General features: G+C 63.4%; 23 protein-coding genes. 11 read left to right on the forward strand and 12 right to left on the reverse strand.

What is annotated here, in order from left to right; translation table 11 throughout:
* Positions 1-2: 2 nt before the first annotated feature.
* From MchiMG62_RS02465 to MchiMG62_RS02485, 5 genes are all read right to left on the reverse strand, one after another.
* Positions 3-863: a respiratory chain complex I subunit 1 family protein gene (locus MchiMG62_RS02465; protein WP_221057733.1), complete on the reverse strand. Its 861-nt coding sequence runs from the start codon at positions 861-863 to the stop codon at positions 3-5.
* Positions 860-2,764 carry an NADH-quinone oxidoreductase subunit 5 family protein gene (locus tag MchiMG62_RS02470; RefSeq protein WP_221057734.1) on the reverse strand — a complete coding sequence of 635 codons (1,905 nt, stop codon included), beginning with the start codon at positions 2,762-2,764 and terminating at the stop codon, positions 860-862. The genes MchiMG62_RS02465 and MchiMG62_RS02470 overlap by 4 nt, the downstream gene beginning before the upstream one ends.
* A gap of 156 nt (positions 2,765-2,920) precedes the next feature.
* Positions 2,921-3,286: an HIT family protein gene (locus MchiMG62_RS02475; protein ID WP_244987771.1), complete on the reverse strand. Its 366-nt coding sequence runs from the start codon at positions 3,284-3,286 to the stop codon at positions 2,921-2,923.
* Positions 3,287-3,517: 231 nt separating this feature from the next.
* Positions 3,518-4,696 carry a DUF362 domain-containing protein gene (locus MchiMG62_RS02480; protein WP_221057736.1) on the reverse strand — a complete coding sequence of 393 codons (1,179 nt, stop codon included), beginning with the start codon at positions 4,694-4,696 and terminating at the stop codon, positions 3,518-3,520.
* A gap of 1 nt (position 4,697) precedes the next feature.
* Entirely contained in the window at positions 4,698-5,525 is an 828-nt protein-coding gene (locus MchiMG62_RS02485; RefSeq protein WP_244987772.1) for a ribonuclease III family protein, read from the reverse strand.
* A 78-nt stretch (positions 5,526-5,603) separates the two neighbouring features.
* Between MchiMG62_RS02485 and MchiMG62_RS02490 the strand changes: the two genes are divergently transcribed.
* Positions 5,604-6,416 carry a hypothetical protein gene (locus MchiMG62_RS02490; protein WP_221057737.1) on the forward strand — a complete coding sequence of 271 codons (813 nt, stop codon included), beginning with the start codon at positions 5,604-5,606 and terminating at the stop codon, positions 6,414-6,416.
* A gap of 14 nt (positions 6,417-6,430) precedes the next feature.
* Here MchiMG62_RS02490 and MchiMG62_RS02495 read toward each other — a convergent pair whose 3' ends face one another.
* From MchiMG62_RS02495 to MchiMG62_RS02515, 5 genes are read right to left on the reverse strand one after another with little or no spacing between them, the layout of a single operon-like run.
* On the reverse strand, positions 6,431-7,687 hold the full coding sequence (locus tag MchiMG62_RS02495; RefSeq protein ID WP_221057738.1) for a molybdopterin-binding protein: 1,257 nt from the start codon (positions 7,685-7,687) through the stop codon (positions 6,431-6,433).
* 59 nt (positions 7,688-7,746) lie between these two features.
* On the reverse strand, positions 7,747-8,547 hold the full coding sequence (locus MchiMG62_RS02500) for a formylmethanofuran dehydrogenase subunit C (RefSeq protein ID WP_221057739.1): 801 nt from the start codon (positions 8,545-8,547) through the stop codon (positions 7,747-7,749).
* A gap of 10 nt (positions 8,548-8,557) precedes the next feature.
* The gene (locus MchiMG62_RS02505) at positions 8,558-10,270 is read right to left on the reverse strand and encodes a formylmethanofuran dehydrogenase subunit A (RefSeq protein WP_221057740.1); all 1,713 of its coding nucleotides are present in this window, start codon (positions 10,268-10,270) and stop codon (positions 8,558-8,560) included.
* A 3-nt stretch (positions 10,271-10,273) separates the two neighbouring features.
* A complete protein-coding gene (locus MchiMG62_RS02510) occupies positions 10,274-11,644 on the reverse strand; it encodes a formylmethanofuran dehydrogenase subunit B (RefSeq protein WP_221057741.1) in 1,371 nt (456 codons plus the stop codon).
* Positions 11,644-12,057, reverse strand: coding sequence for a molybdopterin dinucleotide binding domain-containing protein (locus MchiMG62_RS02515; protein ID WP_074369710.1), 414 nt, complete (start codon positions 12,055-12,057; stop codon positions 11,644-11,646). The genes MchiMG62_RS02510 and MchiMG62_RS02515 overlap by 1 nt, the downstream gene beginning before the upstream one ends.
* Positions 12,058-13,017: 960 nt before the next feature.
* On the opposite strand from MchiMG62_RS02515, the gene mcrB reads away from it, so the two are divergent.
* From mcrB to MchiMG62_RS02565, 10 genes are all read left to right on the forward strand, one after another.
* Positions 13,018-14,322, forward strand: a complete 1,305-nt coding sequence (gene mcrB, locus MchiMG62_RS02520) for a coenzyme-B sulfoethylthiotransferase subunit beta (RefSeq protein ID WP_221057742.1) — start codon at positions 13,018-13,020, stop codon at positions 14,320-14,322.
* Positions 14,323-14,338: 16 nt separating this feature from the next.
* Positions 14,339-14,809 (forward strand): methyl-coenzyme M reductase operon protein D, encoded by a 471-nt coding sequence (gene mcrD / locus MchiMG62_RS02525; RefSeq protein WP_221057743.1) that lies wholly within the window; start codon positions 14,339-14,341, stop codon positions 14,807-14,809.
* A 90-nt stretch (positions 14,810-14,899) separates the two neighbouring features.
* A complete protein-coding gene (mcrG, locus tag MchiMG62_RS02530; RefSeq protein ID WP_221057744.1) occupies positions 14,900-15,664 on the forward strand; it encodes a coenzyme-B sulfoethylthiotransferase subunit gamma in 765 nt (254 codons plus the stop codon).
* Between the two features lie 5 nt (positions 15,665-15,669).
* Positions 15,670-17,376, forward strand: coding sequence for a coenzyme-B sulfoethylthiotransferase subunit alpha (mcrA, locus tag MchiMG62_RS02535; RefSeq protein ID WP_221057745.1), 1,707 nt, complete (start codon positions 15,670-15,672; stop codon positions 17,374-17,376).
* A gap of 520 nt (positions 17,377-17,896) precedes the next feature.
* The gene (gene dinB, locus MchiMG62_RS02540) at positions 17,897-18,982 is read left to right on the forward strand and encodes a DNA polymerase IV (protein WP_221057746.1); all 1,086 of its coding nucleotides are present in this window, start codon (positions 17,897-17,899) and stop codon (positions 18,980-18,982) included.
* Positions 18,983-19,141: 159 nt separating this feature from the next.
* Positions 19,142-19,972 (forward strand): SDH family Clp fold serine proteinase, encoded by an 831-nt coding sequence (locus MchiMG62_RS02545; protein WP_221057747.1) that lies wholly within the window; start codon positions 19,142-19,144, stop codon positions 19,970-19,972.
* A 101-nt stretch (positions 19,973-20,073) separates the two neighbouring features.
* A complete protein-coding gene (locus MchiMG62_RS02550; RefSeq protein ID WP_221057748.1) occupies positions 20,074-20,502 on the forward strand; it encodes a hypothetical protein in 429 nt (142 codons plus the stop codon).
* Positions 20,503-20,563: 61 nt separating this feature from the next.
* Positions 20,564-20,995 carry an HNH endonuclease gene (locus MchiMG62_RS02555; RefSeq protein ID WP_221057749.1) on the forward strand — a complete coding sequence of 144 codons (432 nt, stop codon included), beginning with the start codon at positions 20,564-20,566 and terminating at the stop codon, positions 20,993-20,995.
* A 100-nt stretch (positions 20,996-21,095) separates the two neighbouring features.
* A complete protein-coding gene (locus MchiMG62_RS02560; protein WP_244987773.1) occupies positions 21,096-21,944 on the forward strand; it encodes a tetratricopeptide repeat protein in 849 nt (282 codons plus the stop codon).
* A gap of 131 nt (positions 21,945-22,075) precedes the next feature.
* The gene (locus tag MchiMG62_RS02565; protein WP_221057750.1) at positions 22,076-22,930 is read left to right on the forward strand and encodes a MerR family transcriptional regulator; all 855 of its coding nucleotides are present in this window, start codon (positions 22,076-22,078) and stop codon (positions 22,928-22,930) included.
* Between the two features lie 5 nt (positions 22,931-22,935).
* Here the strand turns inward: MchiMG62_RS02565 and MchiMG62_RS02570 are convergent, their stop codons facing one another.
* Positions 22,936-24,366, reverse strand: coding sequence for an alpha-amylase family glycosyl hydrolase (locus tag MchiMG62_RS02570; RefSeq protein WP_221057751.1), 1,431 nt, complete (start codon positions 24,364-24,366; stop codon positions 22,936-22,938).
* Between the two features lie 66 nt (positions 24,367-24,432).
* Positions 24,433-25,647, reverse strand: coding sequence for an NAD(P)/FAD-dependent oxidoreductase (locus MchiMG62_RS02575; protein ID WP_221057752.1), 1,215 nt, complete (start codon positions 25,645-25,647; stop codon positions 24,433-24,435).
* Between the last annotated feature and the right edge of the window lie 10 nt (positions 25,648-25,657).

Below are 25,657 nucleotides of genomic sequence, written 5' to 3' on the forward strand. Positions count from 1 at the left end.
ACTCATGCACCTCCGAGCATCATATAGGAGAGGATCGCCAGGTTCACGATCCCGAGAAGCGTTGCAAGCCACCCGCTCTTCAGCGCCGCCTGCCACCGCGCCCGTGCGGTGACGTTATCGACGAAGATCTCGGCGAGGTAGGTGATTGCGACCGCAACGATCCCGATCACGGGGTTCCAGGCGAAGAAGAGGAACACGAACCCGAGGAGGAAGACGTTTTCGTACCAGTGGGCGATCTCGACCTGCGCGAGCGTCGAGCCCGAGAACTCCGTCGTGATCCCCTTGACGATCTCCTGATGCGCGTGGTGGGACGTCGATATGTCGAAGGGCGACTTCCTGAGTTTGATGGTCAGAATGACCGCAAAGCCCAGGAAGACGCCGGGGAGGTAGAGGATCGCCGGCACGGTCGTGGCGGCGATCTCCGTGACGTAGAAACTCCCGCTGACCATGTAGAGCCCGACGGCTGCGAGGATGATCATCGGTTCGTAGGCCATCACCTGGATCAGTTCCCGCTCCGCCCCGATGTGGCTGTAGGGCGAGTGGACCGCGTAGGCCCCGAGCACCAGGAAGACGTGGGCGAGCGTGAAGGCGAAGACGGTCAGTAAGAGGTCCCCTCCCGCGAAGAAGAGCGCGCCGGAGAGGGCTATGAAGATCAGGTACGCGAGGACGTAGAAGTTCTGCGCCGTGGTGACGACGGCCCGCTCCTTCTCGAAGAGTTTGCCGACGTCGTAGAAGGGCTGCAGGAGCGGCGGCCCGACTCTCCCCTGCATCCGCGCGGTGATCTTCCGGTCGATACCGGCGATGAGGCCGCCGGCTATGGGCGCGAGGATGAGGAAGAGGACTGCGCCGATGAGCCAGTTCATAACGCCACCCCCGCAAGGGCCCAGGAAACCAGGATCAGGACGATGCAGACCGTCGCACCCGGTCGGAAGAGTTTCGCCTCACCGAAGTACTCGGTGAGGTAGTAGTTCCGCGTCTGGGCTTCCCGGGTCATGCCGAGGGAGCCTGCGAAATGCAGGTCCGGCGTCGCGGGCCTCCCGCCCATGTAGGCCGGGAGGTGTCTCGCGGTCCTCTTGAAGAGGAGGAACGAGACGGGGAGGACCAGGAGCAGGGCTATCATCAGGAGCATGATGGCGACGTTCGCATCTGCGAGGTGTGCCGTAACCCCGTAGATAGCGAGGACGTAGGGCTCAATCAGTATCGAGGAGATGACCGGGAAGAGGAGGACGGCCGCTATCACGAGGCCGGTGATGATATAGAGCGGGGCCCAGGATTCCTCGAAGAACCCTTTTTCGACCCGTTCCGTGTTCCGGGTGACCGTGACGAGTTTGCCCATCCACTTCGCCCAGAAGAAGACCGTGACGGCGCTCCCGTAGGCGAGGATGGCGATGAAGATCAGGCCGAAGGGGACCTGGACGAACGCCTCGATCGCCGCCCACTTGGAGATCAGCATGCCGAACGGCGCAAGGAACATACCGGCGATCCCGATGAACATCATCACCGCCATCTTCGGCATCCGGACGATCAGGCCTTCCATGTCCTCGATGTCGCGGCTTCCGGTCCGGTGCTCGATCGCTCCGGTTCCGAGGAAGAGGAGCGACTTTGCGACGGCGTGGAAGACGATCAGGAGGATTGCCGCCCAGACGAGCATGTAGGTTCCGACACCCGCACAGGCGGCTATCAACCCGAGGTTTGCTATCGTCGAGTAGGCGAGGACCGACTTCGCGTCGCTCTGCGATATCGCTATCGCGGACGCAACCAGGAAGGTCACTCCGCCGACGAGGCCGATGGAGAGTCCGGCGAACGTCCCGGCGAAGACCGGCGAGAACCTGACCAGGATATAGACGCCGGCCTTGACCATGGTGCTCGAGTGAAGCAGGGCCGAGACCGGGGTCGGGGCCACCATCGCCCCGAGGAGCCAGGAGGAGAAGGGCATCAGCGCGGCCTTCGTGATACCGGCAAACCCGATCAGGACGGCCGGTATCAGGACGACAGCGGCGTCAGGTGACGCGAGCACCCGGGAGAGTTCGATACCCCCGCTTGTCGGCTCGGTTGCGGCGAGGAGGATGAGCGCCACGACGAAGGCGACCCCGCCGAGAAGGTTCATCACCAGGGCGCGGAAGGCGTTCTTCGTTGCTTCCCCGGTCTCCGAGTAGCCGATCAGCAAGAATGAGCTGATGGTGGTGATCTCCCAGAAGAAGAAGAGCCACATGAGGTTGTTGGAGAAGACCAGGCCGAACATCGCGGCGAGGAAGACGAAGATGACGAAGAAGAAGAACGTCTGCCGGTCGCGCACCTCCGGGTGGTGGTGGTGATAGGTCTCCATGTACCTGACCGCGTATACGGCTATAAGGCTCCCGATGATCCCGATGATCAGGGCCATGATGATGGAGAACTGGTCAATGAAGAGGTTGTTGACCGCATGAAGGCTCCCCGAGAACGTCATCTCGAGGTAGACCACCAGCGCCGCCTGAACGACGGCCAGCACGATTGCCAGGTAGTTCTTGAACTTTGCGCCCATGTAGATGATGAAGAGCGCGAGCCCCATCTCGATGGCCACCATAGCGAGGTCGATCGCACCCGAAGGCGCGGCGAAGTAGACCGCGCCCTCGAATGCATACCGGATGAGCAGGTATATCGATGCCCCACCGATGGCAAGAGCCGAGAGGGCGACCACCGCGTAGCGCAACGTCGTTCGTTTTACGAACAACAAAAGACATGCGACGAGGATGGGAAACACTATTAGGAAGAGCAGCGTCTGCACTATTGTCCCTCGTAGGGTACCTATGCCTTACCTTCATAATTAATCATTCCAAATGAGCACCCGGGGGATCGGCTGGTGCATGCCTGCCGCCGCTCTGCCGGGCGCGGCGGCACGGTGAGAAACCCGGGAATTGTGCTCAAATATCAACGTTCACCGTTACTCCGGTTCGCACGGGAACACGCCCCGAACACCTCCTCCGTGTTCTCCGGCATCTCCCCGGTAGCGCGGGATGAAGTGGATGTGGACGTGCATGACGTTCTGCCCCGCGGCCTCCCCGACGTTGACGCCGATGTTGTAGCCGTCGGGGTGGCGGTCGCGGTCGGTGAGCGCCTTACAGTCGTCGATGAGCCGGGCGAGGGCCGTCCTCTCTTCATCGGTCATATCAAAGTAACTCTCGACGTGCCGGAACGGGATCACCAGCAGGTGGCCGGGGCTGACCGGGTGGATGTCGTAGCGGGCGTAGCAGAGATCGTTTGCGGCAACGATGTCTTCGGGGGCCGGGTTGCAGAACGGACATGGCATGGCCCCTGCTGTTCTCTGCTCTCTCATGAGTGTTTTGGCCAGTACTTCGCTGATCTCATATAATCCGATCTTCGCGTTCTTCGCGGCTTCGCGTGCGATATCGATTGCTGATAGTGATACAGTCTCACGCGAAGAGCGATGGATGGGGCATCCGGAGCATGAGCACCGCAGGTGCGAAGAGCGCGAAGCCGCGAAAAGAAGCTGGTGTCCGGGGTGTTGCCAGCTGTATTCTCACCCGAGCAGGCGGGCGAGGAGCCGTCCGGGGAGGCTCCGCGAGAGGCCGATGGCGTGCTCGGTGCAGATCTCGTGGCAGCAGTAACACCGGATGCAGCGTGAGAGGTCGATCGTCGCTCTGCCTTCGGTGACGGTTATCGCGTGTACGGGGCAGATCCGCTCGCACTTCCCACAGCCGATGCAGGAAGAAGCGATCACGCCGGGCCGGGGAGCGTACGTCCGCCCGAACCGCCGGACGACGGCCTGGACGACCCGCCGCCAGACACCTGTCCGGCCGCTGGCGTAGGTCGAGGGTTTCCGGAAGTCCGGGACCGTGAACGTTGCCGGGTCGTCGCCGACCGTCCGGACGTCCTCCGGATCGAACAGCCCGCGCTCGGCCGCGCTTCTCGTGCTCCCGATCTCGAGCGGGTCGATGCCGATGAGCCGCGCGAGGACGGTGTCCACGGCCGCGTAATCGCTTCCGGCGAGGATGACCCCGATCTTCCGCGGGTTCCCCGACTGGGGGCCGTCCCCCTCCATCCCGACGACCGCGTCCACGATCTGGAGCCGGGGTTTCATACACTCGTTGAGATCGACGAGCATCCTGCCGAAGGCGTACTCGTCCTGGAACCGGAAGTGGTGGACCGGTTTTTCCAGTCCCGGAATCAGCCCGAAGAGGTTCTTTGCGGCGCCGGTCATCCGCGTCCACATGTGGGTCTTCGCCTTCGAGACGACCACGATCGCGTCGGCCCGGACGGCCGGGGTGATGATGGAGAACTGTTTCATCACCTCGCCTTCCGGGAACGAGACGGTCTCGGAGCCGGTATCGTAGTTCAGGACAGCGCCGGCCTTTTCGGCCGCCGCGGCAAACCCGCTCCGCGAATACGCCCGCCGCAGGTTCGCCTCGCTGTAGACGATCCCGGCGCCGGGGCTGTCGCCGATGACGACCCGGCACCCGTGCTCCACGAGGAGCCGTGCGACGGCAGCGACGACCGTCGGATGGGTGGTGACGCACCGTTCCGGCTCCTGCCCCTGCAGGAGGTTCGGTTTGAGGAGGATGCTCTCTCCCGGCGCGACAAACCTCCTGATACCGCCGACGAGTTCGACTGCGCGGCGGACGGCCGCATCGACCGTCTCCGGCACGTAATCGTCGCACCGGACGACCGCGACGGTCGCGTCCCGGCTGTCCGTCCGCACCTCACCCCTCCCCGAAACGTCCGAGCGCCTCTTTTGCCGCGAGCATCGCCGCGCCCTGTTTGGTCTTTGCTCTCCCCTCTCCGAACGGAACACCCCCGACGGTCACCCGTGCGGCCCAGACCGGGCAGTTCCCGGGCCCGGTCTGGCGGAAGGCATACTCGAGTTCGCCGAGGCTCTCCCGGGCGACGTACTCCTGGAGCCTCCCGCGGTAGTTCCTGTGGGTATCGCACTCCGCGATCTCTTCCTCGAATATCGCGAGCACCACATCCCGCGCCACGCTGAGGCCTCGATCGAGGTAGATCGCGCCGATCAGGGCCTCGAAGGCATCGGCGACGATCGAGTCGGTCGGCGCCTGCCCGTAACCCCTGATGGCGGCATCGATGCCGAGGCCCTGCCGCCGCACGATCTCGGCGAGTTTCGTGTTCCTGGTCACCTGGAGTCTCCGGTTCATCTCGCCCGGCGGGAGGTCGTACTCGCCGTAAAGGTGGTCGGCTATGACGAAGTCGAGGACGTAGTTCCCCAGGAACTCGAGCCGTTCGTTGTCCTCGAACGTCACCGCTGGGTACTCGCCGTGGTTTGCGTACGACCGGTGGGTCAGCGCCCGGTCGTAGAGGGGGAGGGCGGAGTCGGCGACATCGGTGATCCCGAACGGGGAGCGGGCGAGGAGCGCACGCACCTCCGCTTCCCGGTCGAGAGCGATGGGCTCCGGGCGGCGCCGAGAGAGCCTCTTCCCGAAAAGGCCGGCGATATTTATTCTGGTCCAGATGGTGGAGAACTTCATGTCCGTCGGATGCAGGGCGTCCTGCCGTTTTTCTCTATAAGATGGCATATGTCCTGCTGGATAAACCTTTGCCGGATACGGTGCATCCGGGAAACCTTTTCGTTGCCGCCGAAGAGATACTTACTCGTGGTTCAGCCGGAAGCGGGCGAGGCGGGCAGGCGGGTCTACCTGGACATCGAGTTCGGTTACGTCTACGGCACCTGCCGGGCGGTCATGATGCCGATCGAGATCGGCGCGGTTGTCCATCGGCCACAGGACGACAGCATCCGCTACCTGGGCGAGCAGTTCCGCTATGACGTCGATGTCGAGATATGGAAGAAGGTGACCGACGAGTGCGGCAGAACCGCCGGCGTCGCGACGACCGTGGCGAACATGGGGCGCGGCGAGTACGGGATGCCCTACGATCACTCCTACCGGATCCCGGGCGGCGGGATGCCCGCGGCAAGGGCGACGGCCCGGAATGCGTTTGCCGATCTCCGCCTCTTCATGGAGTCGATCGTCTCGGCCGGGGACGTCCCGGCAATCGTCGTCTTTGCTGCGAGCATGGAGAAGCGGGCCTTCCGTGCCGCGGGCTTCTCGCTCGACGGGTGCATGCTTGTCGACCTCCAGCGGGAGATCCGGCGGCACTTCAGGATGAAACAGGTTCTCTCCCTTGATCGCCTCGCCCGGCTCATCGATTTCTCCGCCGACGATTCAACCGTCGCCTCGACGCACTTCAGGTATCCCGTCCCGCAGGAGTGCCGCCATCTCCTCGCCGCCCACCGCGGGATGGGCGACGCCGTCCGGACGTTCCTGCTCGCACGCGAGTTCCGGGAGAGACTCCCGCATCTTGAGGAGCGCATCCGCCCCCTGATGGAGACCTGCGAGAGCGACGGCGAGGAGGGAGGCTGCCGGAAGGGTTCGACCGGGAGTGCGGCCGACGGTACGGCGGGAACCTGAGCGCGGAAATTCCGTCAGGTGCTGTCCTTCACGGGAAACGTCTCTTTTTGATCCTGCACCGGCTGTTCCGGCGTGGGTTTGCAGACTTCGTCCTGCTCCCGGCACTGCCCGGTCGGCAGGATCTCGACCTCGGTACCTTCGCCGATGCCCCCGGTGCCTGCGGGGACGTGCAGGTAGGCGTTTGCACGGACCAGCGCTATCTGCGGCCCGGCCCCCCGTGGCAGGGGAATCGCGGTATACCCATCGCCTGTCCGCGAGACGGTGAGGAGGACGAACTCGTCGTAGCCGGGGTTCGCCGTGACCGTCCCGGCGAGCCGGGCGCGGAGGCGCTCCGCCGGCGGGGGAGAGAATCCCCATGCCGCGAGCAGCGGGAGGGCGAGTTCCCGTGCGGCCGTCAGGGCGGCGATCGGGTAACCCGGGACCCCGATGACTGGTTTGCCGTCTATCCGGCCGACGATCGCCGGTGCACCCGGTTTCATCGCGATGCCGTGGACGAGCACCTCGCCGAGGTCGCTGATGACGGCGGCGGTGAAGTCGCGTGTGCCTGCCGATGAGCCGGCGGAGATCAGGAGGAGGTCGTTTTCGCGGATGCCGTTCTTGATGGCCTGTCGGAGCAGCACGGGATCGTCGCGGACGATCCCGTAGCGGGTGCAGGTGGCGCCGGCCTCGCCGAGCAGTGCCGCGGCAACGGCGGTGTTGCTCTCGACAGCCCCTCCCGGCCCCGGGAGGTTGCCTGCCGGAACAAGTTCACTCCCCGTCGGGATGAGGCCGACCTTCACCTCCCGGACATCCACCGCGACGATCCCGCAGGAGAGGAGCGCCCCGATATCGCAGGGGCGTATCCGGTGCCCGGCCGGGAGGATCAGGTCGCCCCGGCGGATCTCGGAGCCGGCCGGATGGATATGTTCTCCGGGGAGTACCGGATTTTCGGTATACCAGGCGCCGTCTCTTCCGATGACGTCCTCGATCATGACGACCGCATCGTAGCCGGGAGGGATCGCGTTCCCCGTGTTCACCCGGCAGGGGTTCCTGAGCGGGACGGGGCTCCCGTCACCCGCCCGGAGGATCTCGCCGCTTACGACGGCAAATCCGTCTCGTGCCGCGATATCCGTTGCCGGGATCGTCAGGGACGAGTATACGGGCCCTGCCGTCACCCGTCCGGCCGCCCCGGCAACCGGACGGGTGACGATCCGGTCGGGGCACGGGAAGGCTGAGCGCATCATCGCCCGGACTTCCGCGAGCGGTTTCGCATCGAAGCGCGCTCTCACCATAACGTCATGCCCATATCATCGCCTGTTCCCGGCGGCCCGGCCGCTTTCGCACAAAAAAGTTAGGTTCGGGTATAGAGGTTCGCATACACCGGCTTGCCCTTGGAGACCGGGTGGCGCTCGCCGAGGTCGCCGATGTAGTGGGCGAAGCGCCCCTTCTCACCGTCGACCTCCTGCTCCACCTCGCCGACCATCTGGAATCCCGGGAGCGGGTTCTCGATCGTCCCGAAGACGTAGATATCGCCTTTCACCATCTGTCCGCCGACACGGCCCTTGGCGTTGCCCTTGACGATGACGGTGCCGCCTTCGCCGTGGGTGGAGATGTGGATGTCCGCGTCGCCGCCGATGATGATCGTCCCGCCGTTGATGAACGTGGCGGTATCGTTGCCGGCGTTTCCGGCGACCCGGATCACTCCGCCCTGCATGCCGCGCCACTCTCCGCGGGGGGACGATCCCAGGTGATGTGCGGCGTCTCCGTCGACGACGAGCTCGCCGCCTTCCATCCCGATGCCGCAGAACGAGTCGACGTTTCCTTTCACGCGGATCTTTCCGCCCTTCATCCAGCCGCCGATGTACATATCGGCGTTGCCTTCGATGACGATCTCGCCGGCGGTCATCTGCTGTCCGATCCTCTTGACGCGGGTGCAGTCTCCCCGGAGGACGATCTTCGTCTCTTCCGCCGTCGCTCCGCCGTCGCCTTCAACGGTGAAGTATTTCCCGAGCGGGCTCTTCTGTTTGCCTTCCCAGACGTCGAGAGTGGCTATCTCGGCGGCTTTCTTGCCTGCGAAGTTGTCCGGAGTGATATTCTGCCCCTCGAGCATGAGCTCGGGGGGATTGGTCAGGGTGAGGGTTACTGTCTTCATGTTCATCGCCTCATTCTGTCGTATCGACCTCGATCACCCGCGGGTTGTGGAGGTGCTCCTCAAAGAGCGAGTAGTTGTCAAGTTTCACACTGTAGTGCCGGAGGAAGTGCTCGTAGATGTCTCTCTGCACCTGTGCGTTCTCCGGGACCTTCACGTCGACCCAGACCGTCCGCTTCGCGGGTTCCGCGATGACTTCTCCGTCCTGGACGGTCACGATGCCGTCTTTGACGAGCCAGGCGCACCGGGAGAAGGCCTTCTCGATCTCCGCCGGGTTCGAGGGCATATCCTCGGGGTTGAGGGCGTAGACGGCGATATCCGCATCCATGCCGGGGGCAAGCCCGCCGTAGGTGTTGCTGACGCCGAGCGCCTTTGCCGGCCCTGCACGGGTCATCTGTGCGATCTCATAGAGCGTGAGCTCGCGGTCGATACCGTCGATGGAGGTGGCGTCGATCGTCCGCTCGAGCCACTTGAACGTCTTCATCGTCTCGTCACGCGCGGCCCTGCTCATCAGCCAGGCGATGACCCGCGGATAGCGGGTGAACGGCCCGGCGTTCGGGTGGTCGGTGGTGATGAACGTCCGCATCAGGTCCTTCGAGAAGAGGGCCAGCTCCAGGCCGACGGCCCACTGGATGGTGCAGACCTTGACGTTCGGGCTGTAGATGTAGGGGACGACGCCCGCAGCGGTCTCAAGTTCGACGTCTGTGTTCGCCCACTTCAGGTGGTTGAGGGAACAGAGGTGGTGCTCGAACGGCCCGTCGGCGGTCATCGTGGTGGTCTCGTCGAGGGTCACCTGGCCCATATCGATGGTGAGGTTGTCGTGGGCGTTCACGTAGTCCATCACGTCTTTTGCCCGGGACTCGAAGTTCCCCCAGGAGTCGCCGCCGTAGGAGTGGAACTGGAGGTGCGTGAGGTGCAGCACCTGCTCGCGGCCGAACTCGTTCTTCGGGGTGTAGCCCTCTGCGAGTTTGAGCGACTCAAGCGTGTCGACGTAGTTGCCCGGGTTCCCGAGGTTGTTGCAGTGCAGGTGCACCGAGTGCGGGAGGCCGAGGTATTCGTTCGTCTCGATGAGACCCTTCACGATCTCCGCCGGGGTGATGTCGAAGTAGGGAACCGGGTCGTGGATGTTGACACAGTTCAGTCCCCATCCCCATGCCTCGGAGCCGCCGGGGTTGACGACCTTGATGCCGAACCCGCGGGTTGCCCGGAGAAGCCAGGCGGTGTACGCGGCGTTGTTCTCGATCTCGTTGTTCTTCAGGTACTCGAGGGTGAACCAGTTGTTTCCGAAGACCGGCATCGCGGCGTTATCGATGATCGGGGTATCGCGGATCTCCTCGTGGACGTGTGGGGAGTGGAGCGGGGGCATCGCCGCCTCGTTGACGAAGACGTAGCCCATCCGCGCGTAGTCGTAGCCGGTCTTGAACGTCGAGGGGACGGAGAAGCCCATCTCCATGCGGCTGCACGTAGGGGATTTGTGGGGGCTCTTGAAGAGCTTGTCCTCAGGCCGGAAGAGCCGGCCGACGTTCACCTTCGGCCCGACGACGTGGGAGTGGACATCCACGCCGCCCGCCATCACGGTCATGCCGGCGGCGTCGATCGTCTTCGGGCTCGAGAGAGTGCCCGGTTCGACGATCTTGCCGTCCTTGACTCCGATATCCATGCGGTCGCCCTTGATCCCCTGCAGGGGGTCGAAGACGAACCCGTTCTTGATCAGTAGTTCGCTCATGCTTCACTCCTCCGCGCGGACGCCGACCGGGGCGACCTTCGCAGGCCCCTTCGCAGCCTCTTCCGCTTCCAGTTCGCCGAGCCGCTTGAAGATCCGCTCGAAGAGCTCCTCGTCGCTGATGACGCCTTCGGGCGGGTCGATGACCTTGCGGTACTGGATCGGGACGTTGTCCATCCGATAGACGATGCCCGGAACCTCGACCCCGACGATCCCTACCGGGATATGGAGGTCGGAGATCTCGCTCGCCATGCAGATGTTCGGGTCGATGGTGATCCAGGGGTGCTTCCGGAGATGCTTGACCGCCTCGATCGGGAAGTGGGCGCCCGCATCCGTCCCTATGTTGACGAAGGCATCCACCTCGTCCCGCATCGCAAGGTCGACGGAACTCGTCTCGCCGGGGTTCATGTGGGCGATGTCCTTCTTCGTCAGGTCGAGACAGTAGGGGAACCCGTACTGCCATGACCAGACCGCGCCCGGTCCGGTGATGTTGTAGTGGCCCCGCATCGCCATGATCGTCCACTTGGTGAAGTCGTTCAGGTCGCGGGTCAGGCTGATGGCGATGTCCACGTTGTGGTTCCGGCCGTCGGAGTGGCAGAGCCCCATTCCGTAGAAGATGGTGCCGAACCGGGCCTTCTTCATGATCTCGGCGACCTCGAGGATCTGCTCGCGCTTGATCCCGGCGACCTCCTCGGGGATCTCGTGGCCGCGGACGACGGCGCGGAACGCGTTGAAGAGATCATAGTCGTGCCCCTGCTTCACCCGCAGGTAGATGTCCGCCACCTGAGCGGTGTCGGTGTGGCGGGGGTCGATGACGATGATCTTGCGGCTCTTGTGGCCCTTGCCGGTGAAGAACCCGCGGGGGAAGATCGAGTAGCGGGACATGTGCCGCGGGTGGGCGTGGGCCGGGTTTGCGCCCCAGTAGACGATGACGTCCGCCCGGTTCTTCGTCTCGCCGAGGGTGCAGCTCGGGTAGCCGTTGTCGAATATCGCGAGGAACGAACTTCCGTGGCAGATGGACGCGCAGTTATCGAGCACGGCCCCTGCCCTCTCGGCGACCTTGGCCGCGGCGGCCATGCCCTCGCAGTTGGTCGACCCGAACCCGTAGATCAGGGGTTTCTTCGCGTTGTAGAGGACTTTCGCCGCGTAGTCGACTGCCTCGTCGTAGGAGATATCCTTGTAGGTGCCGTCCGGCTGGCGGAGACGGGGCAGCTTGACTCTCTCGCCGCCCGTCGCGTGGTGGAAGATCTGGTTGCCGATAGCGCAGGCGTTCTCCACCTCGAGGATCTTCTTTCCGTCGTCCGATACGGTCACGACAAGGTCGTCGCAGCAGACGCCGCAGTATGGGCATCCGACGTTCTCAATCTTCTTTGGCATTATTGATCACCTCTCCACATCCCGACGGCCCCCTGAACGAGCTCGAGCGCGCTCTTGCGCCGCTCACCGTTCGCCGGTTCGACCGTCACGGGAAAACCGCTGTACTGTGGTTCCCCGGTCGCCTGGGTCCGGGGGGGCACCACCTGGTTTGCCCAGACACCCTGCGGGATGAATGCAAGGCCGGGGTAGAGCGACTGGCGCCCCTTGACGACCTTGACGACCACGCTTCCGCATTCACTCGTCACCCGTACCAGCTGGTTCGGAACCAGACCGAGCGCTTTGACGTCGTCGTCGTGCATCTCGATGATCGAGCAGGCCTCGAAGTATTCCGGGGTCGTTTTGCCCTTTTCCATCGCAACGCCTTCTTCGATGGAGCGCTGGGTGATCATGTTCAATGTAATCCTGTTCGCCATGGTTTTGCCTCGATGTAGTTGGTATGGCCGGCCTCCCGAACACCGGGAGGTCGGCCGGATGGGGTGCGGTAACCCCGGCAACGCCCATTATCAGGTACTCCGTTCTGGGAGGATCTGCCGGGATTCTCCGTACCCGGCAAGCAGAACCTTCCGGCATGGGGGCCCTGCTCACCCGGGGAAACGAAACATCCGGGCGGAGCACCGGGCGGATCGTTTTGTCATAACTTGTAATGTTTTGTATTTAACCATTCCGGATTTGTAATCAACTAAAGGTTACGGGATTTATTTCTGGGTGTTTGAAACCGGTTATTTTTTACCTGGCGGAATGATCTGTTATGTATTGCAGGATAGTTGCAGAACGGGGGCTGTGGAGTGGCGGTAGCAGGATCTGTCGTGCTCGTCGCCCGGGATAGGCCGGATTGTAGAAGTGTTATATAATTACATTCTTTTTACTTCCGGCTGTTGTCAGAAGTATTTGAAAAAGGGGGTCTGGATCTCAGGTTCCCGGGAAAACCCTCCCTCGGGAGGGTAGGATTATATATCTTTATGACCAACCTAGATATCCAGGTACATTTGGGTACTTTCCTGGTGAAACAATTTTAATTATTATTATTAATGTTGTCCCACGTAATATTTAATATGTCCCCTTTGCCTGCCTTCCCTCCCGGGCGATAACGCCTGATAGGCGGCGTTGAGAAATCCTTTTTAAGGAGCGGGTTCAATTATTCGATCAATCGCATCCCGATTTTAAAATATCCAATTGGGAATATATTTGATATTAATATTATTTTTTGCAAAAAAGCCCGTCTTGTTTCGCAAATTTTATTAACAACTCTCCTTCTACTCTTATAGTCCCTTTTGGGACGTGCAGTAGCGGCCTTCAGGGATCTAGAACAGATGACTGTCATGATCCCTTGCATGAACGGAACGTATTGAACAAGGGTAAAAGGATGAAATACTATGGCTAAATACACGGAAACAATCGATCTCTATTCTGATGACGGGAAGCTGCTCAAGAGCGGCGTCACCCTCGACAGGATCAGCCCGCTGGTTAACCCGGCCACAGGTAAGATCATCGACCTGACCAAGAGAACGATCAGCGTAAACCTTGGCGGCATCCAGGACGCGCTCAAGGTCGGCAAGCTTGGAAAGGGCAAGATCAAGGGAAGAGAACTCGACCTCCCGATCATGGAGAACAAGGACGCGATCGTCGCCAAGATCAAGGAGATGATCCAGGTCACCGAGGGCGACGACACCGAGATCCTGGAGTTCAACGGCGGCAAGCTCCTGCTCGTCCAGGTTCCGACGAAGCGCCTGGTCAACGCGTCCACCTATGACGCCGCGATCACCTCGGTTGCAGCCGCGACCACCTTCTCGATCGTTGACCAGTTCAACGTCGACGCCTTCAATGCATCCACCGTCAAGGCGGCCTGCTGGGGCAGCTACCCCCACACGCAGGACATGGAAGGCGCGCTTGTCACGTCGATCCTGACGATCCCCCAGAACAACGAGGGTATCGGCTACGCTCTCCGGAACATCCCGGTCAACCACACGGTCATGATGACCGGCAGGAACGCCCTGCAGGGTGCAGCACTCGCATCCACCCTCGAGACCGCCGGTATCTTTGAGATGGGATCCGCCGTCGGGCCGTTCGAGCGCGCCCAGCTGCTCGCCTACGCTTACCAGGGCCTGAACGCGAACAACATGGTCTACGACCTCGTCAAGGCGAACGGCCAGACCGGAACCGTCGGTACCGTCGTCCAGAGCCTGGTCGAGCGCGCCATCGAGGACAAGGTCATCGTCCCCGGCAAGAAGGGCGGGTACTTCCAGTTCTACGACACGAAGGACCCCATGCTCTGGAACGCCTACGCCGCCGCAGGAACCATGGCAGCCACCATCGTCAACTGTGGTGCCGGACGGTTCGCCCAGGCAGTCTCCGCGACGCTCCTCTACTTCAACGACCTGCTCGAGCACGAGACCGGTCTCCCGAGCACCGACTACGGTCGTGTCATGGGTACCGCCGTCGGATTTTCGTTCTTCAGCCACTCGATCTACGGTGGTGGCGGCCCCGGTATCTTCAACGGCAACCACGTCGTGACCCGGCACGCAAACGGTGTGGCTATCCCGTGCGTGGTCGCCGCAGCGGCACTCGACGCCGGAACCCAGATGTTCTCGCCCGAGAGCACCTCCAAGCTCTTCGCCGACACCTACGGTAAGATCGACGTCTTCAACAAGCCGATCGACCAGATCGCCAACGGAGCCTGAGCGAGCAGAGATTCGAATGACGAACGCCGAATTTCCGCAGGTCCGGATTGTGCCCATACGGATGCTCAAGCCCGCGACCGCAGAACGCCTGCTCAATATGCTTGCCGGCACTGCCGGCATCCGCCGGATGATGATCCATGGGCCCGGCCTGCCGAAGACAGTCCCTTACGGGCCGGCACGAGGAAGCCCGAACCCTCACTCCGACCGCAAAGCAATCCGCATCGCCGATGCCGAGATTGCACTGCGCGTCCAGGTGGGTACGGTCATCCTGGAGGTCGAGGACGCTTCCGTTATCGAGGAGATCCGGTCGCTCTGCGACGATTTCTTTGTGGAGTTCCCCTATCTGCTCCAGGAAGGCAAGTTCATGAAGACCTCCCCGACGCTCGTGGACTACGCGAAGTATGGGCCGGACGCCGATACATCGCTCGTCGGTCTCACGGACCCCCGGAACAGGGAGAGCCCGGTGATTCTTCGGACGGAACAGTGACATGAGGCGCATAAATTCCGGAAATATGGCTGAAACTCATTCAAGACAGGAAATGGATAAGATATCAATCACTTTGAGGTGAATGGAAAAATGGCATACAAGCCCCAGTACGGTCCCGGGACATCGGTTGTCGCCGAGAACCGGCGCAAACAGATGAACCCCAACCAGAAGCTTGAGAAGGTTCGTTCCGTAACAGATGAGGACATCGTGCTGATCCTCGGCCACCGCGCTCCTGGATCGGCATACCCGACGGCTCACCCGCCGCTCGCCGAGCAGCAGGAGCCCAACTGCCCCATGCGCAAGCTCGTCAAGCCTACCGACGGTGCGAAGGCCGGCGACCGCGTCCGCTACATCCAGTTTGCAGACTCGATGTTCAACGCCCCCTCGCAGCCCTACCAGCGGACTTACACCGAGATGTACCGCTTCCGCGGTATTGACCCCGGTACGCTCTCCGGCCGTCAGATCGTCGAGTGCCGCGAGCGTGACCTCGAGAAGTACTCGAAGGATCTCATCGAGACCGAGATGTTCGACCCCGCTCTCGTCGGCATCCGCGGTGCGACCGTGCACGGCCACTCGCTCCGTCTCGCTGAAGACGGCATGATGTTCGACATGCTCCAGAGGAACGTCCTCGGTGAGGACGGCATCGTCAAGTACGTCAAGAACCAGATCGGCGAGCCCCTCGACCGCGCGGTTGCCGTCGGCAAGCCCATGGACGAGAAGTGGCTCAAGGCCCACACGACGATCTTCCACTCGCTCGTCGGAACCGCCTACCGTGACGACGCCGAGTACGTCGAATATGTCCAGCGCATCCACTCGCTGCGCACGAAATACGGCTTCATGCCGAAAGAGGAGTGATTACAATGGCAAAGATTGAGAGATCCCAGAAACTGTTCCTGAAGGCACTCAAGGAGAAGTTCCAGGGCCAGGACGTCGAGTCCGAGACCGCTGAGTTCTACAAGTTCAACGGCGTCCGGCAGTCCCCCCGTAAGATGGAGTTCATGAAGGCGAGCCGCGCCGTCGAGATGGATCGCGGTATCTCCATGTACGACCCCGAGCGCTGCCACCTTGGCGGTATCCCGATGGGCCAGCGCCAGCTGATGACCTACGAGGTCTCCGGCACCGGTGTCTTCGTGGAGGGCGACGACCTGCACTTCGTCAACAACTCCGCGATGCAGCAGATGTGGGACGACATCCGCCGGACCGTTATCGTCGGGATGGACCTCGCCCACCAGACGCTGCAGAAGCGTCTCGGTAAGGAAGTCACCCCCGAGACGATCAACGAGTACCTCCACATCCTGAACCACGCGATGCCCGGCGGCGCAGTCGTCCAGGAGCACATGGTCGAGACCCACCCCGGCCTTGTCGACGACTGTTACGTCAAGGTCTTCACCGGCGACCAGGAACTCGCCGACGACATCGAGCCCCAGTTCCTGCTGAACATCGAGAAGCTCTTCCCCGCCAAGCAGGCCGAGGAACTCAAGGCCGAGGTCGGCAAGAGCATGTATCAGGCGATCCACATCCCGACCGCGGTCTCGAGGACCTGCGACGGTGGAACGACCTCCCGGTGGTCTGCGATGCAGATCGGTATGTCCTTCATCGCCGCCTACCGGATGTGCGCCGGTGAAGCGGCCGTCGCCGACCTCTCCTACGCTGCAAAGCACGCAGGCGTCGTCCAGATGGGCTCGATCCTGCCCGCCCGGCGTGCCCGTGGCCCGAACGAGCCCGGTGGCATCAAGTTCGGCCTCTTCGCCGATATCATCCAGGCGAACCGCAAGTACCCCAACGACCCCGCAAAGGCTGCCCTTGAGGTTGTCGGCGCCGGAACCATGCTCTACGACCAGATCTGGCTCGGCTCCTACATGTCCGGCGGTGTCGGATTCACCCAGTACGCAACCGCGGCCTACACCGACAACATCCTCGACGAGTTCACCTACTACGGTATGGACTACATCAAGGACAAGTACAAGGTCGACTGGAAGAACCCGAGCCCCAAGGACAAGATCAAGCCGACCCAGGATATCGTCAACGACATGGCAACCGAGGTCACCCTCAACGCCATGGAGCAGTACGAGCAGTACCCGACCATGATGGAGGACCACTTCGGCGGTTCCCAGCGTGCCGGTGTCATCGCCGCCGCGTCCGGTCTGACGACCGCCATCGCGACCGGAAACTCGAACGCCGGCCTGAACGCCTGGTACCTCTCCATGCTCCTGCACAAGGACGGATGGTCGCGTCTCGGCTTCTTCGGCTACGACCTCCAGGACCAGTGCGGGTCCGCGAACTCCCTCTCCATGGAGTCCGACCGCGGTCTGATGGGAGAACTGCGTGGTCCGAACTACCCGAACTACGCGATGAACGTCGGCCACCAGGGCGAGTACGCCGCTATCGTCGCCAGTTCCCACTACGGCCGCAGCGACGCGTTCTGCTACAGCCCGCTCGTGAAGGTCTGCTTCGCCGACCCGGCCCTGAGGTTCGACTTCGCCGAGCCCCGCCGCGAGTTCGCGAAGGGTGCCATCCGCGAGTTCATGCCCGCCGGCGAGCGCTCCCTCATCATCCCGGCGCGGTAAACAACTCCATAACCCCTTTTTATTTGCACGTCCTCATAATCCGCGATCGCAAACATTCCTGCCGATCAGCTGGAGAAGGTGGAGCGAGTGGTTCTCACTCGCCCACGTATTATGAGGTTAAACGTTTGTATCACAATATATGCTGTTTTAATGGCGAAGCGTCGCATCTTCCGGCTTCTCCGTCCGTAAAGAGCCCGCCCCGGTCACCGTGAGGCGCGCGGGGGTTGTACACCCATTTGCCGCTCTTCGCGTCCTTCGCGGCTTCGCGTGAGTTAACGGGTGCAGTTAATGATACAGCCTCACGCGAAGAACGCGAAGCCGCGAAGTGTGACTGGCCGAAGGGTGCGACGGACGGACGCCCGGAGATTGAGAAACCCGAAGGGTTTAGAGTCAGGAGCGTGAGCACCGTCAGGTGCGAAGTGACGACTCCCCTGCAATCCCTTCTCATCCCCACCAAACCCCCTATATCGCCGGACCTCCAACACTCCCGTAAGAGAAACCCGGAGGAGGAGTTCATAACATGACAACCGGCGGCAGGATCGTCCTGCACGTGGATATGGACAGTTTCTTCGCCTCGGTCGAGGTCCGCCGCAATCCGTCCCTTGCCGGGAAGCCGGTGATCGTGGGTGCCGACCCGAAGGGAGGGGCGGGCCGCGGGGTCGTGAGCACCTGCTCCTACGAGGCCCGCCGCTACGGGGTGCACTCCGGCATGCCGATCTCCCGGGCATTCGACCTCTGCCCGCACGGCGTCTATCTTCCGGTGGATCACGCCTTTTACACCGGAGTCTCGGAAGGGATCATGGCGATCCTCTCCCGGCACGCCGGGCGCATCGAGCAGATGAGCATCGACGAGGCCTACCTCGATGTCAGCGATGCCGGGAGTTTCGCGGAGGCGGGAGCGCTTGCCGCCGCGATCAAGCGGGAGGTCCGGGAAGAGACGGGGCTCACCTGCTCGGTGGGAGTCGCTCCGGGCAAGGCCGTGGCGAAGATCGCCTCCGACTACCAGAAGCCCGACGGACTGACGGTCGTCCGCCCGGACGAGGTCGCCGGATTCCTCGCTCCCCTGCCGGTAGGGAAGATCCCCGGGATCGGGAAGAAGACCGGCGAGGATCTCCGGCAGATGGGCATCCTGACCATCGGCGACCTTGCACGCCGCGACGTCCAGGGGATCGTCGCCCGGCTGGGGAGATCCGGCGTCCGGGTGCACCGCCTCGCCCGGGGCATCGACGACGGCGAGGTGCAGGGGAGGGAGGGGTGCAAATCCATCTCCCGGGAGACGACGTTCGAAGCGGATACCGCCGACCCGTCGCTCCTCGCGGGGACCCTCGCCGAACTTGCGGACGACGTCGCCGGGACGCTCCGTGCCGAGAACCTCCGGTGCCGCACCGTCACGGTCAAGGTCAGGTACCGCGGCTTTCAGACGCATACCCGGTCCCGGACGCTCCCGCGGTTCACCGCCGACCCCGCGGCGATCCGGCAGGCCGCGTCCGGGCTGCTCGCCCCGTTCCTCAACGGCGAGCCGGTCCGGCTCCTCGGGGTCAGGCTCTCGACGCTCGAGGGCGGGCGCACCCGGCAGGCGTCGATCGACGAGTTTTTCTCCCCCTGACAGGTCACGCGGGGCGGGTTCTGCACGGATAGCGACCTGCTGATCATGGAAAACTGCTTCATTCAGCCCTGGACGGTAATCTGTTAATGGGGAGAAGAAGATTTTTACAGTGCCGTGGGGCGAACCTTCTTTACGTGCGGTGCCCACCATGGTGCCGGCATGCCCGACCTCTGGACCCTGCTCCTCGCCGCCGTCATCCTCCTCCTCTTCGCGGTGCCGGTCGTCCAGCAGCAGGTGACCCGGGCTCGTCGCCTGCGGGCGATCCGGGATCTCGAAGCCGAGCGGCACACCCGGGTCATCGCCCTCATCCACCGGCAGGAGCGGATAGGTTTTCTCGGCATCCCGCTCTTCCGCTACATCGACATCAACGACTCCGAGGAGGTCCTCCGGGCGATACGGCTCACCGCCCCGGAGATGCCGATCGACTTCATCGTCCACACCCCCGGCGGCCTGGTTCTCTCGTCGGAGCAGATCGCGATGGCGCTCCGGCGCCATAAGGGGAAAGTGACGATCTTCGTTCCCCATTATGCCATGTCGGGCGGGACGCTCCTCTGCCTCGCCGCCGACGAGGTGGCGATGGACGAGAACGCCGTGCTCGGCCCGGTCGACCCCCGGATCGGGGAGTACCCGGCGGCATCGCTCCTGCGGGTTCCGCGCTTAAAACCCCCGGAGGAGATCGATGACGAGACGTTCATTCTGGTCGACATCGCGGCGAAGGCCCAGACCCAGATGCGGGAGTTCGTGACCGTTCTCCTCCGGGAGCGGATGGAAGCCGGGCGGGCCGACCGTCTCGCACGCCTGCTCTCCGAAGGGACGTGGACGCACGACTACCCGATAACCTTCGAACAGGCCCGGGAACTCGGACTCCCCGTCACATCAGGCATGCCTGTCGGGATCTACCGGCTGATGGATCTCTTCCCTCAGGCGATGCCCCGCCGGCCGTCGGTCGCCTACGTCCCGATCCCCTACCGGGAAGAGAAGAAGGAGTGACGTTTTGCCGCAACTCCCGCAAAAGCAATTTCTATGCCCCGATGCCAACACTTCTCTGTCCGCGCTGCACGCCCGCGGCTGTGCCGGACAGGAGGCAGTTAATGACGACTACAACGACAATGCGTTCGGTTTTCGCGTGCCTGTTTATCGCGGCGGCGCTCCTCTCCGCCGGGTGCACCGGAGAAGAGGAGCCTTTTACGGGGCAGGCGGCCACGGAGTTCCGGAGCGAGACCTCCGGTTACGACGATCGTGTGGAGTTCCGGTTCGTCCCGAACTCCGATGAACCGGGAACCTACAGCGCTATCTATACGCTCGAGCGGGACGTCTCGTGGGGCACGACGACCGAGACCCGGGAGAACGTGCGATACGAGGATATATCTCGTGCCAGCCCCATCGAGATCGTGGTCCCGCGCGAGGCCCCCCTGGGCCGCGTAGCACTTGATATCGAGATCCGGAACGCCGCAGGCGACGTCCTGCACCGGAGCCGGACGTCCGTAGCCCCCGCGACGCCCGTCCCGATACCGCCGTGATCCGCGGAATGGGGGACAAACCCACCACTTATCCCGTCCCGCAACCCACCTTCTTTAGATCGTGAGCACCGACATTCAACTCTGCCTGGACGCGTTTGATCGTTCGCGCCCCTCTCTTTGCGGGGACGATCCCGTCCGGAACGGTTTTCGCCGGCTCTGCTGCCGCTGCCCGTTTGCCGTGAGGGGCAGGCCCCTCATCTACTGCGAACGATTCGAGACCCCCATCCGGGCGCGGGAGAAGTACGGCCTCCCGGGGTGGAAGGAGATTCGGAGCGCCGTGCTTGAACGCGACGGGCAGCGATGCTCTGTCTGCGGCGGGGGAGAGGACCTCCACATCCACCACATCGACCACAACCCCACGAACGACGACCTGGAGAACCTCATCACGCTCTGCGGCATCTGTCATGCCCGGGTGCATACCGAACTCCGCCGCGAGGGAGGGGCAGGGAGGGTGGCGCGGGTGCTTCCGGCAGCACGGCGTCGTTTGAGGTGACGCACCCGGCAGGACTTCCCCGAAAGCCGGCAGGTCTACCTGCCGGGTCCTGCTCCGGGGGTAACGGTTATATGATATGCGCGCTACCAGTTGCCTGACCATGGGGGGAATGTCCGGCGTGAGCATCACCGAGAGACTCTTCGGCAGGAGCGAACCCGAGGGCCGGGAAGACGCCTGCACCGATACCACAGTGAGCAGGAAAGCCGTCTCCCTTGCGCAGCAAGGGCGGTTCGGCGAGGCGATCGACTGTTTCGACCGGGTGCTCAAGGATGATCCGGCAAACGTGAAGATGTGGAACAACAAAGGGGTCTTTCTCGATCTCCTGGGACGGGACCAGGATGCACTGGACTGCTGGGGGAAGGCGCTCTCGATTGACCCGGATTTTGCTCCCGCCTGGGTCTCCCGGGGGATGCTGCACCGGCGCCGCAACCGGCTCGATGAGGCGCTCGCCTGCTACGACCGGGCCGTGGAGCTCAACCCGGACTCCGCGGTCGCCTGGTACAACCGGAGCGGCGTCTTCGTCGCGATGCACCGTCTGGACGATGCGATCGCCTGTTACGAGCGGGTTCTCGCGATCGATCCCCACTTCGTGGCGGCCTGGGCGGATCTCGGCTACGCCCACTTCCTCCAGCACCGGCATGAGGAGGCAATCGCCTGCTACGACCGCGCCATTGCCGACGATCCCGGGAGTGTCCGGGTCTGGAGCCTGAAGGGCGGCGCCCTGTACGCGCTCGGCGAGTACCGCAAAGCGCTCGAGTGCTTTGATAAAGTGCTCTCGATCGACCCGAAGTACGCCGCCGGGTGGAGCATGAAGTGCAGCGTCCTCTACCACCTCGGTATGTACCGGCACGCGCTTGCGTGCGCCGACAAGGCGCTCGAGATAAACCCCTCCTGCGAGTTGACCGCACAGGTCAGAAAGATGCTCCTCTCTCTTATCCAGAAGTGGTGAGGGGCCCCCGGATCTTTTAGGAAGGTTGACGCCTCCGGCCGTCCAACCGCGAACCACTGCGCCGGGAACTCTCCCCCCGGGGAGACTCCGACCGTCTATTACCCGGCGGCGCCAACAGGTTGATGTAGTCCATGCCGGTCGATCAGATCCCTATAGGCACGTTCTCGCGAATCACGCACCTCTCGCAGAAAGCGCTCCGCCTCTATGACGAACGAGGACTCCTCGTCCCCGCGGCAAGAGACATCTGCACGGGGTACCGCTACTACACGTTCGCCCAGGTCGAGCGGGGCATCCGTATCCGGCACCTGCTCTGGCTCGGGTTCGGTCTCTCCGAGGTGGAAGCCATCCTGGAGGCGCGGGAGCGCGGCGATGCCGGGACGATCCGGGAACACTTCGCACGGCGTCTCGCTGAAACCGAGCGGGAGATCGGGCGGCTGCATGCGATTGCAGAGGTCCTGCGGACGCAGGACCCGCTGAACGGAGGATTCCGTATGTCGATTACCGAACCTGTTATCAAGGATATCCCCGCCACGCGGGCGCTTTCCCGCCGGGAACGGGGTGTTTACCAGGAGGCGATTCCGAGAATGATCGGGGAAATCTGCGCTTATGTCTATCCTGCCGACGGGCGGCAGCCCGCTGCAAAGGTGACCGGGCCGATCATGTTCATCTGCCACGACGAGGAGTACCGGGAGACGGACGCAGATATCGAGGTCGCGCTCCCGATCGCCGGGTCCGTCAACCTCGACGGAACCGCCATCGGGGTCGTGACCCTTCCGGCCGGCCGGTTCGCCTCGGTGCTCCACACGGGCCCCTATCCCGGCGTGGGGAAGGCGTACGAGCGGCTCTTCGCCTACATGAACGAGCACCGCCTCGTGCCGGCCGGCCCCTCGCGGGAACTCTACCTCAACGACCCGGCGGAAGTGCCGGAGGACGAACTCCTGACCGAGGTCCAGTTCCCGGTGGAGGACCTTCCCCTGTCTCCCTGAAGGGGTCACCCCTCCTCTGCGGCGACCTCGAAGACGTGGCGGCCCCACCCGGGGATGTCGAGGTAGAGCCCGGGGGAGAGGAGCCCCTCACCGTCCCGCTCGCACGCCGCCTGCCCGATGAGATCCCGGAGCCGGACAGCCTTCCCCGCGAGGTCCGCCCAGGGGAGCGGGACGTAACACTGGCCCCGGTCGGGGGCGTAGTTGACGGCGACGATGTAGCGCTCTCCCTCCCTCTCCCGGGCGAAGGCGATATACCCGTCGTGGGAGGGGTTCCCCTCCCATGCGGGGTTGCAGTCGAGGAGTCGCCACTCGCCGCCCCGGAACGGCGGCAGGCGCAGGCAGGCAACAAGCTGCCGGTAGAACTCTTCTATGGCCGGGTCGGCCGGCTCCTCCGGTTCCCGGCAGAGGTGGACGGGGGTCTTCTTCTGCCGCCCGGAGAACTGCCCTTCGTGAAAGAACCGCAGACCCGGGGCGAGGAAGGCGAGGACGGCGGCGGCCCGGTGCTGTTCCGGCGGAAAGACCGCCGCGGCCCGGTCCTCGTCGTGGTTCTCGAGGAACCGGGCGGACTTATCCTGGTATTCGGAATCCGCCCGGAGATGGTCCCGCACCGGCCGTGCTGTTCCGTTCCGGAGCCGGTCGTAGAGCCGTTTGTCGTAGGTGTAGTCGAACCCCTGCTCTTGCAGCGTCCACTCAAGATCCCAGTAGACCTCTGCCATGAAGAGGAAACCCGGGTGCTCGTTCCGGACGCTGTCGATCGCTCGGGGCCAGAAGGGCTCCATCTCCCGCCCCCAGGTCCGGCGGAAGACCTCCGGGAGGACGAGCATCGCCATATCGCACCGGAGGCCGTCGCACTGCCCTGCAATCGTCTGGAGTTCGACGATCATCGCGTCCTGCAAAGCAGGACTGCCGTAATCGAGCTGCAGGGTGTCGGGCCAACCGCCGGAGTAGGGGTCCCGGCCGTGGGCGAGGTTCCTGTCGGTGTCGCGGATGTAGTAGTCGGGATGGTCGCGCACCCAGGGGTGGTCGGGTGCGGTATGGTTCGGGACGAAGTCGAGCATGAGGAGGAGCCCCTCTTTGTGCAGGCGTTCGCGGAACCGCACGAGTGCCTCCGGATCCCCGAGGTCGGGGTGGAGCGAATAGCCACAGACGGCAAAAGGAGAGCCGCAGATGTCCTCCTCCTGGAGGTCGGGGAGCACGTCCCGGTAGCCGCGGAGCCACTGCTCGTTCGAGCCCGAGACCCGCCGCCCGGCCTCCCCGGTCTCCCAGGCCCCCATCAGGTAGACCCAGGAGAAGCCGCATCCGGCAAGCCTCGCGAGCCGGGAGTCGGGGATGTCGTCGAGCGTGAGGCGGCGCCCGGCCTTCCTCGCGAGGCGGCGGAGCAGGACGCGGGCGTTGACCTCGTAAAGAGAGGGGTGGCGTGGGGTGTGGACGTTCATGGCATCTCCCCGGATCCCGATGCGGATAGAGGTATCCCCGGTGAGGTGTCACACTCGTTGCCTTCATCAGACAGCGGAATGCAGGTCGTCGTCCCGCTGGAACCCCCGGAATGACCGGTGTCCCTGGACTGCATCGATGACCCGGCCGTTCGTCGCCCGCATCATGGCTTCGAGAGGCAGATGTATCCGGGCATCCAGGCAGTTGTAGAGAAAGTTTCGCAACGTCTTCTCTGCTCGCAGTTCGGGGATGAGGCGGCGGTTGAGGAGGGTGGTATAGGTCTCGCCGAGCGGCGCACCGGACGTGAGGTGGCGGTCGACGGCGTGGGCGGCGAGTTCTGCGGTCCGGTGAGCATAGAAGATCCCTTCGCCGAGGATGGGGCTTGCAAACCCGCCCGCATCGCCGACGAGGACCGTCCCCTCGTGAACCGGGGAGGGGATATAATTGCCAAACGGCAACGGGTATGCTGCCGGTTTCCGGTCGGCAAACGCTGCAAGGCCGATGGTGTTCAGGAACTCCCTGAAGCGCTCGGGGAGGGCTTTCCGGTTCTTCTGCAGCAGCCCCCCGAGCCCGACGATGATCGCTTCCCGGTTCGGGAAGACCCACCCGTAGCCCCACCGGCAGGCGTCAAGGACAAGGTGCGGTGTCGCGAGTTCGGCATCCAGCCGGATCGCCCCGTCCCCGTTCCTGAGCGCCTGAGCCTCCTTGCGGGGGATTGCAAGTTCCATGGCCCATCCGAGGTTCTCACGCCACCGGTCATGCTCGAAGACGCTCTCCGGGAGGGAGCGGCGGACTCCGCTGTGAATCCCGTCGGCCCCGATGATGACCCGGCCGGTGTAACGGTCCCCATCCGAAGTCGTGACGGTCCGGCCGGCATGGTCGACTGCGGTGACTTCCACGCCCTCACGGACCTCCGTCCCGGCATCCACCGCCTTCCGGGCAAGGCAGGCGTCGTAACGCTCCCGTTGAGTGAAATAGAACGGTTCGGCGAGATCCCCGGCGAGAACGCGGTTGCTCCCGACATAGAGTGCGTAGTCGGTCCCGGCGAAGTCGAGCAGCCCTTCCTCCCTGAGGGCGGGGACGGGCAGGTCAAAGACCCGGTCGAGGAACCGGATGGACTTCTGGCTGAGACAGCCGGCGCAGACTTTGTCCCGTGGATACCTCTCCCTCTCCAGGAGTGCCACCCGGTATCCGAACCCCGCGAGCAGGTAGGCGGCGGTGCTCCCGGCGGGCCCGCCCCCGACAACAACCGCGTCATAAGCCGGTAAATTATCCGTGTCCATGTTTGGGTGG

It is taken from the genome of Methanoculleus chikugoensis (assembly GCF_019669965.1).
Taxonomy (GTDB): domain Archaea; phylum Halobacteriota; class Methanomicrobia; order Methanomicrobiales; family Methanoculleaceae; genus Methanoculleus; species Methanoculleus chikugoensis.